This is a genomic window from Chryseobacterium sp. SIMBA_029, from assembly GCF_046535275.1.
In the GTDB taxonomy this organism is placed as follows: domain Bacteria; phylum Bacteroidota; class Bacteroidia; order Flavobacteriales; family Weeksellaceae; genus Chryseobacterium.
Window position 1 is genome coordinate 1 of record NZ_JAWRXA010000006.1, and the last position, 14,450, is coordinate 14,450.

The 14,450-nt window shown below is 37.0% G+C and carries 15 protein-coding genes and 2 tRNA genes; 10 read left to right on the forward strand and 7 right to left on the reverse strand.

Features of this window, described 5'->3' with window-relative positions; genetic code table 11:
* The 5 genes from SB679_RS11830 (at position 1) to SB679_RS11850 (ending at position 2,450) form a co-directional block, all read left to right on the forward strand.
* Positions 1–72, forward strand: a tRNA-Phe gene (locus SB679_RS11830).
* A gap of 113 nt (positions 73–185) precedes the next feature.
* Positions 186–258 (forward strand) — tRNA-Phe (locus SB679_RS11835).
* 187 nt (positions 259–445) lie between these two features.
* Positions 446–1,621, forward strand: coding sequence for a thioredoxin family protein (locus SB679_RS11840; protein WP_410702507.1), 1,176 nt, complete (start codon positions 446–448; stop codon positions 1,619–1,621).
* A complete protein-coding gene (locus SB679_RS11845; protein WP_410702508.1) occupies positions 1,622–2,239 on the forward strand; it encodes a DUF3575 domain-containing protein in 618 nt (205 codons plus the stop codon).
* Between the two features lie 4 nt (positions 2,240–2,243).
* Positions 2,244–2,450, forward strand: coding sequence for a hypothetical protein (locus tag SB679_RS11850; RefSeq protein WP_410702509.1), 207 nt, complete (start codon positions 2,244–2,246; stop codon positions 2,448–2,450).
* A gap of 88 nt (positions 2,451–2,538) precedes the next feature.
* Here the strand turns inward: SB679_RS11850 and SB679_RS11855 are convergent, their stop codons facing one another.
* Positions 2,539–3,735, reverse strand: a complete 1,197-nt coding sequence (locus SB679_RS11855) for an exo-beta-N-acetylmuramidase NamZ domain-containing protein (RefSeq protein WP_410702510.1) — start codon at positions 3,733–3,735, stop codon at positions 2,539–2,541.
* Between the two features lie 4 nt (positions 3,736–3,739).
* Here SB679_RS11855 and SB679_RS11860 point away from each other — a divergent pair, with 4 nt between their 5' ends.
* On the forward strand, positions 3,740–4,969 hold the full coding sequence (locus SB679_RS11860; protein WP_034710177.1) for an ABC transporter permease: 1,230 nt from the start codon (positions 3,740–3,742) through the stop codon (positions 4,967–4,969).
* A 131-nt stretch (positions 4,970–5,100) separates the two neighbouring features.
* Complete coding sequence (locus SB679_RS11865; protein WP_410702511.1) at positions 5,101–6,084, forward strand: PLP-dependent cysteine synthase family protein; 984 nt, start codon at positions 5,101–5,103, stop codon at positions 6,082–6,084.
* A gap of 71 nt (positions 6,085–6,155) precedes the next feature.
* Here the strand turns inward: SB679_RS11865 and SB679_RS11870 are convergent, their stop codons facing one another.
* Genes SB679_RS11870 through SB679_RS11880 form a run of 3 tightly spaced genes read right to left on the reverse strand, consistent with a single transcriptional unit; the run spans position 6,156 to position 7,951 of the window.
* The gene (locus SB679_RS11870; protein WP_410702512.1) at positions 6,156–6,683 is read right to left on the reverse strand and encodes a hypothetical protein; all 528 of its coding nucleotides are present in this window, start codon (positions 6,681–6,683) and stop codon (positions 6,156–6,158) included.
* A 47-nt stretch (positions 6,684–6,730) separates the two neighbouring features.
* Positions 6,731–7,033 carry a chaperone modulator CbpM gene (locus SB679_RS11875; RefSeq protein ID WP_410702513.1) on the reverse strand — a complete coding sequence of 101 codons (303 nt, stop codon included), beginning with the start codon at positions 7,031–7,033 and terminating at the stop codon, positions 6,731–6,733.
* 3 nt (positions 7,034–7,036) lie between these two features.
* On the reverse strand, positions 7,037–7,951 hold the full coding sequence (locus tag SB679_RS11880; RefSeq protein ID WP_410702514.1) for a DnaJ C-terminal domain-containing protein: 915 nt from the start codon (positions 7,949–7,951) through the stop codon (positions 7,037–7,039).
* Between the two features lie 93 nt (positions 7,952–8,044).
* Here SB679_RS11880 and SB679_RS11885 point away from each other — a divergent pair, with 93 nt between their 5' ends.
* Positions 8,045–9,244, forward strand: a complete 1,200-nt coding sequence (locus tag SB679_RS11885) for a dicarboxylate/amino acid:cation symporter (protein WP_410702515.1) — start codon at positions 8,045–8,047, stop codon at positions 9,242–9,244.
* A 22-nt stretch (positions 9,245–9,266) separates the two neighbouring features.
* Positions 9,267–9,785: a hypothetical protein gene (locus SB679_RS11890; RefSeq protein ID WP_410702517.1), complete on the forward strand. Its 519-nt coding sequence runs from the start codon at positions 9,267–9,269 to the stop codon at positions 9,783–9,785.
* A gap of 19 nt (positions 9,786–9,804) precedes the next feature.
* On the opposite strand, the gene SB679_RS11895 is transcribed toward SB679_RS11890, so the two are convergent.
* The 3 genes from SB679_RS11895 to SB679_RS11905 form a co-directional block, all read right to left on the reverse strand.
* Positions 9,805–10,188, reverse strand: a complete 384-nt coding sequence (locus SB679_RS11895; protein ID WP_410702518.1) for a DUF779 domain-containing protein — start codon at positions 10,186–10,188, stop codon at positions 9,805–9,807.
* Positions 10,189–10,479: 291 nt separating this feature from the next.
* Positions 10,480–11,514: an alcohol dehydrogenase AdhP gene (adhP, locus tag SB679_RS11900; protein WP_410702519.1), complete on the reverse strand. Its 1,035-nt coding sequence runs from the start codon at positions 11,512–11,514 to the stop codon at positions 10,480–10,482.
* 262 nt (positions 11,515–11,776) lie between these two features.
* Positions 11,777–13,306, reverse strand: a complete 1,530-nt coding sequence (locus SB679_RS11905; protein WP_410702521.1) for an aldehyde dehydrogenase family protein — start codon at positions 13,304–13,306, stop codon at positions 11,777–11,779.
* Between the two features lie 180 nt (positions 13,307–13,486).
* On the opposite strand from SB679_RS11905, the gene SB679_RS11910 reads away from it, so the two are divergent.
* Positions 13,487–14,410, forward strand: coding sequence for a helix-turn-helix domain-containing protein (locus SB679_RS11910; RefSeq protein WP_410702522.1), 924 nt, complete (start codon positions 13,487–13,489; stop codon positions 14,408–14,410).
* The last annotated feature ends 40 nt before the right edge of the window (positions 14,411–14,450 follow it).

Here is a 14,450-nt window from a genome sequence, read left to right on the forward strand (position 1 = left end):
GTTTCTTAGCTCAGTTGGTAGAGCAATGGATTGAAAATCCATGTGTCCCTGGTTCGATTCCTGGAGAAACCACAAACTGCCTTTACGGAGGCAGTTTTTTATTCCAAACTGCAAAAACAGTTGCCTGGTATAGAAAAAAGTATTATTTTTGCAACCACCTTAAAAGTAACATACTTACCATATAAGGTTTCTTAGCTCAGTTGGTAGAGCAATGGATTGAAAATCCATGTGTCCCTGGTTCGATTCCTGGAGAAACCACAAACCGCCTTTTATAAAGGCGGTTTTTTTATGTACATATCATAAGCTTAAAAAGGAATCAAGTAACTTCAAAAGGAATCAGGGACAAGATGCAGTCTTAAAATTAGTTAATATAAGCTTATCCCTCTTAAATTCATAGCCTATCTTTTTAAAATTAATTATCTTCGCGTACAAATTTTAAATAAAAATGAAGAAGATCATCTCCGGAATATTTGTTTTCTTATCTCTCATGATATTCTCTCAGGAGGCCATGCAGTTCCAGGATTTACCCTTTAAGGATATTATCGCAAAGGCAAAAAAGGAAAACAAACTGGTTTTCATTGATGCATATGCTTCTTGGTGTGGCCCGTGTAAAATGATGGAAAAAAATATCTTTACCCAAAAATCGGTTGGAGATTATTACAATGCCAATTTCGTCAATGCAAGATTTGATATGGAAAAAGGAGAAGGAAGAGAAATTGCAGCTAAATTTGGTGTACGTTCCTACCCTACTTATCTTTTTCTTAATGGTGATGGAGAGCTGATCTCCCAAAATTATGGTTATATGGAGGAAAGCATGTTTCTTTCCATGGCGCAGGACATCAATTCCCCAAACAATAAAAAAGGATCTTTAAAAGACCGGTTTGCTAATGGAGAAAAAGACCCTGAGTTTTTGATCAATATCATGAAACTGAATTCTACTACCGATTATGAATTTGCCAAGAAAGCTTCTGAAAGATATTTTGAAAATAAGAAGAAATCGGAAGTACTTTCAAAAGAAGAAATCGGCTATATGCTGTTCTTTCTAAAATCTGTGGAAGATGGCAATTATAATACTTTTACTTCCAGAAAGGCAGAGATCATTAAATATCTTCCGGAAGAAACCTACAAAGAGTTTGACAATCAGCTTAAATTATCAAAGGTAGCAGAGCAGTCTGTTGATGATAAAAATAAAAGAATCAACGATGATTATTTTATGAAAACTGCCGAACCTTTAGTGGGAAAAGAAGCTGCAACGGTTAGGCTTAACCAAATGAAGTTAAGTTACTACGAGCAAACCTCCAATTTCCCTGAATACGAAAAGGCTGCATTGGAATATTATAAAAAATCTGAAGCATTCGAGCCTAATGAGCTCTTAAAAGCCGCATGGATCTTCAGTGATCATGTTAAAAACCCAGCTTCCTTAAAAAAGGCTTCGGAATGGGCAGAGAAATCTGTAATGGCCAGTGAAACTGCTGAAAACACTTATATTCTGGCAAAACTCTATTTCTTAACAGGAAACAAAGAAACGGCAAAAAATTACGCAGAAATGTCTAAAAATATGGCTGTGCAGGCTAACAAAGATGCTAAGCTCGCAGAAGAACTATTGAAGCAAATAAAATAAATGATGAAACACACACTATTGACAGGCTTTCTTGTCCTATTTTCGGCAGGAACATTGATGGCGCAGGAACAGGAAAAAAGCCTATATATAAAAGGAAATGCGGCATTTGCTCCACTAGGAATACTTAATGTAGCAGTGGAAAAACAACTGACTCAAAAAATTACATTACAAGGGGATGTTTTGATTTCTCCGTGGAAATCTTTTGCAGGACATGAACTTCAGTATTATTCTGTTTCTGTAGAGGGGAGATATTACTTTAACGAAGCTTTCAAACATTGGTATATTGGAGCAAATATTGCGGGAGCAGCGTTTAATACCCAAAAATGGAATTATTGGAACGATAGAACTTTCGTTAAAGACAATGGAGAATTATTTACCAACTCTAATATTTACCAAAAGGGATATTCTATAATATTTGGTGTAACAGGAGGATATCAGTTCAAAGTATCTGATCGTTGGAATATTGATTTATATGCATCCATAGGATCTTCGCAAGACTTTTATAAAGGATATGAACGCGGGACCGGCCGGCGTTATGATAGTGCTCAAAAATTCAATAAAAGTGGCGAGATTATGCCTTACAGAGGAGGGGTAATGATATCTTATAAACTAAAATAATCTCATGAAGTTATTCGGAAGAAACCATCTTATCATCTCAGCTATCACTTTTGTGATTGTCTTTTTAATGAATTATCTGGGAAATGAGCAACCTGACAAACTTCAAACAGCGTTACTAATTGCTGTTGCAGGGGTTATAGGATTATCAATAGGACTTGTTATTTTCAATAAAGGCAAGAATGACAATACTCCACCTCCTGATTTTGATTAAACAGATACCTGATTTCAGATAGCAGAATTCCCATCACAGAATGGGACGATTAAAAAGAATATATTAACTAAGTAATTTTATTACTTAGTTAATTTTTGTATATAACATATTGAGCTCTTATTTTTTCGAATTTCTCCAAATCTTTTTTCCATGAATCCTTGATCTCCGTAATTGATTTTCCAGCAATAATCTGCTTTCTTAATTCATCAGTTCCGGCTAATGTATCAAACCATAAATTTTTCAGGAAAAAACCCTGATCCGGATTTTTATAATCTTTATAGGCTTTAATAACCCATTCCAGATTTAATGCTCGCAGATCTTTCGGGTAGTTGGAAAGGTTCTCACCATAGCATAATTTTCCGTTTAAGAAAGGATCTTTGGCGCCGGAGTTCGGCTTTGGAGTAAACTGATAAGGAAGGTCTTTCGTCCACGGAGATCCATAGAGCTGGAAAGGCAGATCCGTTCCTCTTCCTACAGAAACCTGGGTTCCTTCAAAAAAACATAAACTTGGATATAGATTGATAGATTTATCATTGGGAAGGTTGGGAGATGGTTTGTCCAAAATAGGATACCTTTTCATTTTTTGATACCCCTGCATAGGGATGACCGTATATTTAGCCTGAACTCCTTTACTTAGCCATCTTTCACCGTTCACCATTTTCCCGTACTCTCCTATCGTCAATCCATACACGACAGGAACTTCATGCATTCCCACAAAACTTGCCCATTTTTTCTTCAATACAGGTCCGTCTATATAGCCGTCATGGGGATTTGGACGATCAAGAACCAAGACTTCAACATTGTTTTCAGCCCCGGCTTCCATCAGATAGGTTAAAGTAGAAATATAGGTATAGAATCTAACTCCTACATCCTGAATATCAAAAACTACAATATCAATTCCTTTTAACTGATCCGGTTTTGGTTTTTTATTATTTCCATACAGCGAAACGATCGGAATACCTGTTTTGGTATCTACTCCGTTTTTTACTTTTTCTCCTGCATCTGCATCCCCTCTAAAACCATGTTCAGGAGCAAAGATTGCTTTGATTTTAATATTATTTTTAACTAAAAAATCAACAAGATGGGTTTTATCACTCATTAATCCTGTCTGATTGGTAACGACTCCTATAGTTTTACCTTTTAATAAAGGCAAATAGAGTTCAGGACGGTCTGCACCTGTTTTAAAAACCGGTTGATCTTGAGTCTGAGAATAATATTGGTTGAATACTCCTAAAAAAATTAGGCAAATAAGAAGTAAATTTTTAATTTTGAAATCTAAATTCATAAGCTTGAAATTTCCTTTATATTTCTCTAGAAAAATAGCATTTTCCAAAGATAACAAAAATAACCTTTCGAGGGTTATCATCTTCATAGGCCGACTTTCTGTTGCTTTAGGGATCATTGTTTCTCTCATTACAGTAGCTACAGGTTTCGGTTCGAAAAAAGCTATTAAAGAAAGACTGGCAGATTTCAGCGGGCATATTACCGTAAGATCTACAAGATCAAATTCTTCCTACAACACCTCTGTATTGGATAATCAGGGACTGAATATTCCCAAAATAAAAGAAATTCCAGATGTAGAAAGTGTACAGAAGTATGCTACAGTAACCGGGATTATGCGTAATGAGCATAATTTTGCGGGGATTATATTTAAAGGAGTCGGAAAAGATTTTGACAGCCTGAGGTTTAAAAAATTCCTGATTGCCGGAACCACTCCCAAAGTAACTGAAATAGGATTTAACAATGGGGTTACCATTTCTCAAAAAATAGCCAATGACCTTCATTTGAAAGTAAAGGACAGTATTGTAACTGTTTTTTCAAAGGCTGATCAAAAACCTTTATACAGAAAATTTGAGGTTGTTGGAATTTACAGAACGGATATTAAAATGATTGACGAGCAGTTCGTTATCGGAGGTATTAATCATGTAAGGAAAATTCAGGATATGAAACCTGATGAGATCGGCGGTATTGATATTTTTCTAAAGAATGTAAATGATGTTGACAAAGATTTTCCTGAAATTGAAAAACTGATCGGGTATAAAAACTATGCGGAAAAAGCCACTGAAAAGTTTCCGCAGATTACTGACTGGATAAGCATTTTTGACACTAATATCGCATTGATCATCATCATTATGCTGGTAGTTGTCGTAATTAATATCGTGATGCTCCTTCTGATCCTTATTATCGAAAGAACAAATTCTATCGGTCTTCTTAAAACATTAGGGGCAAGCAATGCGCAGATTCGTGCAACGTTTATTAATTATACACTGATTATCATGATTCCCGGACTTTTATATGGAAATGCTATCGGTATCGGATTATTGCTGCTTCAGAAATTTTTCGGAATCATTAAACTGAATCCTGAAAACTATTATGTGAGCACCGTTCCTGTAGATTTGAATCCTATTGCCATCATTTCAATTTCAGTAGGAATTTTGATTATTTCAGCCTTAGCTTTGATTATTCCAAGTTATCTGATCAGTAAAATCTCACCGGTTAAGGCCATCAAATATAATTAAGATAAGATAATGTTGGATCGTGAACAGTGATTATCAATGAGTAAAATTCACTCCCTGTTATGCAGATCATCATACATACACCATACGGCTAATTTTTAAAGCCTTATCTTTGCACCGCATATAAACCATTTATGAAATACGCAAAAAATATTCTTGAAACGATAGGAAACACTCCACTGGTAAAGCTTAATAAAGTTTTAGGAGAGGATTTTCCAGCATTAGTTTTAGCAAAAGTAGAAACTTTCAATCCGGGGAATTCTGTAAAAGACAGAATGGCTGTTAAAATGATTGAAGATGCCGAAAACGACGGCAGATTAAAACCGGGAGGAACGATCATTGAAGGAACTTCCGGAAATACAGGTATGGGACTTGCCCTTGCCGCCATCATCAAAGGATACAAATGTATTTTTGTAACCAACTCTAAGCAGTCAAAAGAAAAATGCGACATCCTTCGTGCTGTAGGTGCAGAGGTGATTGTATGTCCTACGGATGTAAAGCCTACCGATCCGCGTTCTTATTATTCAGTTTCTAAAAGACTGGCTAAAGAAACAGAAAACGGATGGTATGTAAACCAATATGACAACTTATCCAACAGAGCAGCGCATTATGAATCTACTGCTCCGGAAATCTGGGAACAGACGGAAGGAAAACTGACGCATTTTGTAGCAGGTGCCGGAACAGGAGGTACTGTAACAGGTTGTGGAACATTCTTTAAAGAAAGAAATCCTGATATTAAAGTAATTGGTGTGGATACGTACGGGTCTATTTTAAAGGAATTCCATGAAACAGGGGAACTTCATTACGACCATGCTTACACCTATATTACGGAAGGAATCGGGGAAGATATTATTCCTGAAAACTACGATATGTCTGTGATTGATCATTTTGAAAAGGTAACAGATAAAGACGGTGCGATCTATGCAAGAAAACTGGCTAAAGAGGAAGGGATTTTCTGTGGATATTCTGCGGGAAGTGCTATTGCTTCTTTGATTCAGATGAAAGATCAGTTCACCAAAGATGATGTAATCGTTGTACTTCTTCATGACCACGGTTCAAGGTATGTAGGGAAAATCTACAATGACGAGTGGATGAAAGAAATGGGTTGGCTGGAGTAAAAATGCAAAAGTACTTTTCCTAAACCCCTTTTACTATAAAATAAAAATCAGAGCAAATTGCTCTGATTTTTTTATGATTTAATATTATCTTTTATTACTTTTTTGAGGAGATTATAATCCTTTTCGTTCATTGATTTTTTAGGAAACATATAGTTGAATTTTCCTTCCAAGGAAATAAACTGATCATTGATCTCAAAATTTGTAAAATCTTTCCAGAGGCTATATTCTTCCTGCTGATCGATCGCAACATTGAAAGATTCATTATTCAGTCTGATTTCGTATTTTTTAGAATCTTCAAGCGTTTTTAAATATCTGTACACCTGCTTTTTCCATCTTGAAACTTTATTGATACTCAAGGAAAGATACACCGCACACAGAAGAAAGATAAAACTTAAAAAATACAAGATTCCAACATTCTCTTTGCTCAAATTATCTTTCATCAAAAACACAATCAACAACGCGATGATTACAATAATCGTTGTGATGGTTTTACTCTTTGTTGTCGGCGAAAAAAACAGGCTTCCCTGGTTACCGCTGAAATAAATTTCTTCGAAATATTTCCTGTTAGGGGTTAAGGTAATAACCTTTTCGTCACTCATTACTTAGAAAAATTTTGTTAGTTACTTTTAAAGTCTACAAAACTAAACTAAATATCTTCATACTGCGCACTGATCGCAGAAAGTTTATTCATCAGTTCACGATTCTTCTGCTGTAAGTGTTCCATTTTTTGCAGCATTTCATGAATGACTTCCAAACCGGGAATATTAATTTCCAGATCATAATACCAGTTCGTAAATTTTTCCAGAGCAGGCAGATCTTCATACATCAGGTACCGAACATTATTTTCAGTCTCTACCTGGAGTAGGCCGTAATCTACCAGTTCATCAAAAAAAGTGATTTCTATATTATAAATTTTTACGAGATCTTCCCGTGATATTCTTTCACTCATCGCCTAGGAATTTTTAAGTTGTTCAAAAAGTTCTTTCTGCTTTTCAGTAAGATTTACTGGCATTTTCACTTCATAAGTGACGAAAAGATCACCGAAGTGGCCTTCTTTTTTATACACAGGAAACCCTTTTCCTTTTAGCCTTACCGTCATCCCGTTCTGGGTTTCAGGTTTTACTTTAAGGTTTACACTTCCATTCAGAGTGTCTACTTTTACATCTCCACCCAGCACTGCGGTATACAGATCAACAGCCACTTTTGTTTTAAGGTCATCTCCTACTCTTTCAAAATCCGGATCTGCCGGAATATTGAATGTAATATAAAGATCTCCATTAGGTCCGCCATTAAAGCCCGGGCTTCCATGTCCTTTTAATTTAATCTGCTGTCCATCATATACGCCTGCGGGAATGGTAATTCTTACTTTTTTACCATTAATATCAAAAGTCTGAGAATGGGTAGTGGCCGCATCCCGTAAATTGAGATTCAGCTCCGCATGAACATCCTGGCCTTTGAATTTTCCGGATGCACTTCCTTTTGAACTTCTGCCAAAGCCTCCTCCAGATCCGCCAAACATACTTTGGAAAAAATCTGAAAAATCTTCGCCTTCGCCAAAATCGGCACCGGAATATCCACCGCTGTGGTTTTGTCCCTGATACTGTCGTTGCTGCTGCTGTTGGGCTTTTTCATACTCCTCACCATGCTTCCAGTTTTCACCGTATTTATCATATTTTGCACGATTTTCGGGATTGCTGAGCACTTCATTGGCTTCATTAAGCTCTTTGAATTTTTTTTCAGCTTCTTTATCGTCGGGATTAAGATCAGGGTGGAGTTTTCTTGCCTGTTTCCGATAGGCTTTTTTAATATCGTCCTGAGTTGCGCTTTTATCTACGCCTAAAATTTTATAGTAATCTATATAAGCCATAGAAAGGTTGTTTACTCAAATTTATGAAATTTAAGCCTGATAATTCTATAACTAAATGTTAAAAATAAACCTATCTTTGATAAAAAGCACCGCATGAAAGAGGTATTACATAACTACGCCGGAATTATATTTTTATTATTGGGAATTACAATTGGAAGTGTAATCGGTATTGTATCTCCCGGCATTGTAGAGTATATTAAACCTTTAGGAGATATCTTTCTTAATCTTCTTTTTGTAAGTGTGGTTCCATTGGTATTCTTTGCTGTCTCCAATTCTATTGCTTCTTTAGAACAGCAGTCGAAATTTGGGAAAATTATTTTAGTGATGTCTTTTACATTTCTGTTTTTCATCCTGACTGCAGCTATTTTTACGATTTGTGCCGTGTATCTTTTTCCTGTATCGGGAGTATCGGGAAGTTCGGAAGCTGTCGTGGAAACAGCTAATGAAGAAGGCTGGGGAAACAGGATTGTAAGTTTTTTCACTGTAGGAGAATTTACCGCCCTTTTTTCCAGACAAAATATGCTGGCTCTTTTAATATTTGCTTTTATGACAGGTATTTCAGCAAGAAAAGCAGGTGAAAAGGGACAATCTTTCAGAGCTTTTATTGCATCAGGGTATGAAGTGATGAAAGAACTACTGCTCCTGATTATGAAACTAGCGCCTATTGGTCTGGGAGCCTACTTTGCATTTCAGGTGGCTACACTGGGACCTCAGCTTTTCGGATTTTATGCTAAACCTCTGGGATTATATTATATTGCAGGGATCATTTACTTTTTTGTATTCTTCACGCTCTATGCTTTCATGGCGGATGGACAGAACGGAATCAAAAGCTTTTGGAAAAATGCCGTCTATCCAACTCTTACAGCATTAAGTACCTGCAGCAGTTTTGCAACTATGCCCGCCAACCTTCAGGCAGCTTCAAAGATTGGCATTCCAAATTCCATTGCGAATCTGGTGATTCCGATTGGTACCACGTTGCATAAAAATGGGTCGTCCATGTCTTCTATTATTAAAATATATGTTGCTTTTCTTATTATCGGCAGAGACTTTTTTGAGCCTACCAATTTATTGCTGGCATTAGGAATTACTGTTTTTGTAAGTATTGTAGCGGGCGGAATTCCTAACGGTGGATATATTGGTGAAATGCTGATGATCTCCGTGTATAAACTACCGCAAGAAGCCATTCCGGCGATAATGATTATTGGAACATTGGTAGATCCACTAGCCACTGTTTTGAATGCTGTGGGAGATATTGTGGCGGCGATGTTTGTGAATCGGTTTGTGAAGGTCTGAAATTATTTTCTAAATGAAATTTATGAATCTATTTTTTAAAAGTATTGGTTTATATGACCGTTCAATTCTTAACATTGAAATAGATAAAAGTGTACTCGCCGAAAAATTAAAGAAGATAACATACACAACAAACTTAAATTTTTCCTTGATATCAGATTCTACAATTCCTACCAGGTTTGAGTACAGAGGACAGATTAGCAATACCCATTTTATGATCAGAAGAAGAAAACGTATTTTCGATATAAATATTATTAATGCTATTATAAATGGTACTTTCTCAGAAGAAATTGGGAACACGTCTATCACACTAGAAATTACACCTTCTCTCTATCATACTTTACCCTTTATTGTAACAATTATCTTTTGCTTTCTATTCGTTTTTACTTTTATTAATGAAAAACATATTGAAATAATATGGCCATTAACCATCGCAGTAATTACAAATGTGGGCTATTATTTTGCTTTAAAAAATAATATTAAAAGAAATAAATATGATTTTGAAAGAGAGCTCAATTTTATTGTTCAGAAAAACAACTATTAAAAATATCATATAATAAGAATCATTCACTGCGTTTCACAGGCTCCAGATTTTCATATTCATCGGGGGTAAAAAGTCTGTACACTACTTTAAATGTTTTTCCCAATGGAGTTTCCAGAGAAAATCCACCCGGACCAAATCCGTCTACCACATCTAATGTAAAGTGTGAATACTTCCAGTATTCAAAAAGATCGCGGTCGATCCAGAATTCATGCTCATTAATGGTCCCTATCATGGCATCATTCATTCTTGGGAAAAAACCACCTTTTTCAAAGCACTGCGGCTGGGTGCCTTCACAGCATCCTCCTGCCTGATAGAACATCAGGTCGCCATATTTTTTCTCCAGTTCCCAAACCACTTCAAGAGCTTTTTCTGTTGCGGAGAGTCTTGCTATTTTTGTTTCCATTTTTTTATGATTTCTTTATTTGTCGGATAATCGCAAAGGCGCTATTGTTTTTATTTTGATACGTTTCTAAGGCGCAGGGATTTTTATCTGCGATAAAAATTGAATTGAATAGCGCTGGACATTACAATACATTATTTTTTTATTCCATTTTCAAGATGACCTCAAGAGCTTATTGCTTCTTATTGCTTATTCAAATATAGTACCTTAACTCTATTAGTTTTAGCATTATTAAAGTTAAAAAAAACCTGGCAATTTTATTTTTGCCAGGCTTCTTACATTAACCTCAATATATTAATTAGAACCGGCAATATCTAAAACGATTCTGCCATCAATCTGTCCTTTTTTCATTTTATCGAAAACTTCATTGATGTCTTCCAATTTAGCGGCAGTTACCGTCGCTTTTACCAATCCTTCATTGGCAAAATCCAATGCTTCCTGCATATCTTTTCTGGTTCCTACGATAGATCCTCTCACGGTAATTCTCTTTAATACCGTTTCAAAAATAGGCAGCTCGAATGAACCTGGAGGAAGCCCGTTCAGTGCGATGGTTCCTTTTCTTCTTAACACATCAATGCCCTGCTTGAAGGCTATTGGAGAAACTGCCGTGATCAATGCGCCATGCATCCCTCCCACTTCTTTATGCAGGTATTTTCCTGGATCCGTATCTTTTGCATTCACTACGAGATCTGCACCCAGTTTTTTTGCCAGTTCCAGTTTATCATCGGAAACATCAATAGCAGCAACATGCATTCCCATTGCTTTTGCATATTGTACTGCAACGTGTCCCAATCCTCCAATTCCAGAGATGGCCACCCATTCTCCCGGCTTTGTTTCTGTTTCTTTTAAGCCTTTATAAACGGTTACTCCTGCGCAAAGGATGGGTGCAATTTCCAGGAAATTGACATTTGATTTTAAATATCCCACATATCTTGAATCGGCAATTACATATTCTGCAAAACCACCATCTACACTGTAGCCACCATTTTTCTGAGCTTCACAAAGGGTTTCCCAGCCTGTAATACAGTAATCACAGCATCCGCAAGCACTGTATAACCACGGAACTCCTACGGCATCACCTTCTTTTACATAAGCTTCGGGGCCACATGCTACTACGATACCTACTCCTTCATGTCCGGGGATCAAAGGCATTTTCGGTTTTACCGGCCAGTCGCCATCTACTGCATGAAGATCGGTATGGCAAACCCCGCAGGCCATTACTTTTACCAATACTTCATATCTTCCGGGTGCTCTTACGGGAACTTCTTCGATTTTCAGGGGCTGTCCGTAACCTTGCACCACTGCAGCCTTCATTGTTTTTGGAATCATAGTTATTTTTTTGAGTTAGTTTTTAATTAAATTAAAAAAGCCTTTTCAAGATTTTGAACCTTGTTAATGCTCATGAAATTACCTGCTCACCTGAAAAAGTTCAGATAAGGACAAATGGTTGTTCGCGTGAGGGATTGGAAGGGCGGCGAGGAACGAGGCGGTGCGTAATGAAAAGGAGCACCGTAACGAAGTGAAGCCCTGGAAAGCCCGACCGTTTTGCCCTGCTATAGCAAGGCAAACGGGCACGCCCTAATATTTAAAATTAAAAGAAACCTAATTTGTTTTTGTTGTACGAGATCAACATATTTTTAGTCTGACGATAGTGATCCAACATCATTTTGTGGTTCTCTCTACCGATTCCAGACTGCTTATACCCTCCGAAAGGTGCTCCTGCAGGGTAAGAGTGGTATTGGTTCACCCAAACTCTACCCGCCTGAATCTGACGCGGAACATTGTAAAGCTGATGGGCATCTCTGGTCCACACTCCTGCTCCAAGGCCATAAATGGTATCATTCGCGATTTTTATTCCTTCTTCCTCATCTTTGAAGGTGGTGAAGGCAAGCACAGGTCCGAAAATCTCTTCCTGGAAGATTCTCATTCTGTTATTTCCTTTGAAGATCGTCGGCTGGATGTAATATCCGCTTTCCAGTCCTTCTCCAACATGGTTAACGTCTCCACCGACAAGAACTTCTGCTCCTTCTTCTTTTCCTAATTTGATGTAGGAAAGAATTTTATCTTTTTGAATCTGAGAAGCCTGCGCTCCCATCATCACGGTTTTATCCAATGGATTTCCAACCTTGATTGCTTTTACTCTTTCAATTACTTTTGCAATGAATGCATCGGCAATATCTTCCTGAACCAGCAGTCTTGAAGGACAGGTACAAATTTCACCCTGATTCAAGGCAAAAAGAACTGCTCCTTCGATGGCTTTATCTAAAAATGCATCATCTGCATCCATTACTGAGCTAAAGAAAACATTGGGAGATTTTCCTCCTAATTCTAAGGTAACCGGTATAATATTTTCTGTAGCATACTGCATCACAAGACGTCCTGTAGCTGTAGAACCTGTAAATGCTGCTTTGGCCACTTTTGGATTGGTCACTAATGCTCTACCCAATTCTGCCCCGAAACCATTTACGATATTTACGACTCCCGGAGGCAGTAAGTCGCCAACGATTTCCATTAAGACCATAATAGAGATCGGGGTACTTTCTGCAGGTTTCAATACGACACAGTTCCCAGCTGCCAATGCAGGAGCCAACTTCCAAATAGCCATTAATAAAGGAAAATTCCAAGGAATGATCTGTGCAATTACTCCCAGCGGTTCGTGAACGATCAGGGAAACGGTATCTTTATCGAGTTCGTTATGAGATCCTTCATCTGCACGGATTACGGAGGCAAAGTATCTGAAATGGTCTACTGCTAAAGGTAAATCTGCGGCCAAGGTCTCTCTTACGGCTTTACCATTGTCAACGGTTTCTACAATTGCAAGATATTCCAGGTTCTGCTCGATCCTGTCGGCAATTTTATTAAGAATGATGCTCCTTTCTGTAGAGGATGTATTTTTCCAGGTTTGAAATGCCTTTTCTGCTGCATTTACGGCCAACTCTAAGTCTTCTTTAGAGGAATGTGCTGCCTGGGTAAAGTTTTTACCGTCAACGGGTGAAACTACGTCAAAATACTGACCGTTAACCGGTGCTGTAAATTTACCGCCAATATAGTTATCATATTTGCTTTTAAATTCAGGACGTTGTAAAACGCTGTCTGATTTCTGTTCTGTAATAGTGCTCATATTAGTATAATTTTGTTTTTTCTCTCCAACCAAATTACAGTTAACTGAGACAACGGCATAGCAAAATCCTACAAAAAAACATCAAAATCGTGCAGACGTTCAATTTTATCATTTTATTAACAACTCTATCGTATTAAAATTTCTATATTTGAGTAAGAAGGCAACAAAAAATGTTTAGAAATGAATAATAATAAATTTTTATTAGATACTCCTGAATTAAAGACAGAAAATCAGCTGTTGAGCCTTATTGAAAATCAAACTACCTTCAATCTAAACAACTGCGAGTTCAGCATCTATGAAACCCACAAGGCTGCTTTTAATGTAAAGCTGCATTTTGAGAATATTGCTTTTACGGCAATGCTCCGTGGCAAGAAACATATGAAACTCGAAAATAAAACGAATTATTTTGATTATTTCCCGGGAGAAAGTGTTTTAGTTTCCCCTGGAGAAACCATGGTGATTGATTTTCCTGAAGCGGATGAAACGCCTACCCAATGTATTTCTTTAAGCCTTAATCCTGAATTTATTGAAAATTCTCTTAATTATTTAAATTACAGTTTACCGAAAGTGGATGAAACCTCAACATGGAATCTCCAACTTGACGAATATTTTCTGTTCAATAATAAGTCCCTTGTTTCTGCCACCAACAATATCATGAGAATTGCTATGGATGACAATTCACAAAAAGATATTATGGCAGATTTTGCGTTGAAAGAATTGCTTATACGACTTATGCAAACGCAGGCCAGAAGTATGGTAGAAAAGAATATTGCCAAAAATAAATCGAGGATAGGTTTTGCGGTAGATTATATCAAAAAAAATCTTCATCAGAAGCTGTCGATTGAAAGTATTGCCCAACTGGCATATGTAAGTAAATCTAATTTTTTTAAAATGTTTAAGGATGAACTGGGAACTTCCCCGAATGATTTTATTTTACAGGAAAGGATTAATAAAGCCAAGGAATTATTAGCCGGACAAAACAGCATTAAAGAAACGGCTTACCAGACAGGTTTTTCCGATACCAATTATTTCACCCGCGTATTTAAACAGTTGGTAGGTGTCACTCCCAAAAGTTACCAGAATGCTACGATTTTTTTAGAGTAAATAATTCGACCAACAGCACCGGTTTTAGATCATCATCTTT

Coding starts and splice junctions, on each gene's coding strand:
- SB679_RS11855 (WP_410702510.1), bottom strand. CDS start 3,735: ATGAATTTAGATTTCAAAATTAAAAATTTACTTCTTATTTGCCTAATT.
- SB679_RS11850 (WP_410702509.1), top strand. CDS start 2,244: ATGAAGTTATTCGGAAGAAACCATCTTATCATCTCAGCTATCACTTTT.
- SB679_RS11905 (WP_410702521.1), bottom strand. CDS start 13,306: ATGAGCACTATTACAGAACAGAAATCAGACAGCGTTTTACAACGTCCT.
- adhP (WP_410702519.1), bottom strand. CDS start 11,514: ATGATTCCAAAAACAATGAAGGCTGCAGTGGTGCAAGGTTACGGACAG.
- SB679_RS11895 (WP_410702518.1), bottom strand. CDS start 10,188: ATGGAAACAAAAATAGCAAGACTCTCCGCAACAGAAAAAGCTCTTGAA.
- SB679_RS11865 (WP_410702511.1), top strand. CDS start 5,101: ATGAAATACGCAAAAAATATTCTTGAAACGATAGGAAACACTCCACTG.
- SB679_RS11910 (WP_410702522.1), top strand. CDS start 13,487: ATGAATAATAATAAATTTTTATTAGATACTCCTGAATTAAAGACAGAA.
- SB679_RS11890 (WP_410702517.1), top strand. CDS start 9,267: ATGAATCTATTTTTTAAAAGTATTGGTTTATATGACCGTTCAATTCTT.
- SB679_RS11845 (WP_410702508.1), top strand. CDS start 1,622: ATGATGAAACACACACTATTGACAGGCTTTCTTGTCCTATTTTCGGCA.
- SB679_RS11870 (WP_410702512.1), bottom strand. CDS start 6,683: ATGAGTGACGAAAAGGTTATTACCTTAACCCCTAACAGGAAATATTTC.
- SB679_RS11880 (WP_410702514.1), bottom strand. CDS start 7,951: ATGGCTTATATAGATTACTATAAAATTTTAGGCGTAGATAAAAGCGCA.
- SB679_RS11840 (WP_410702507.1), top strand. CDS start 446: ATGAAGAAGATCATCTCCGGAATATTTGTTTTCTTATCTCTCATGATA.
- SB679_RS11875 (WP_410702513.1), bottom strand. CDS start 7,033: ATGAGTGAAAGAATATCACGGGAAGATCTCGTAAAAATTTATAATATA.
- SB679_RS11885 (WP_410702515.1), top strand. CDS start 8,045: ATGAAAGAGGTATTACATAACTACGCCGGAATTATATTTTTATTATTG.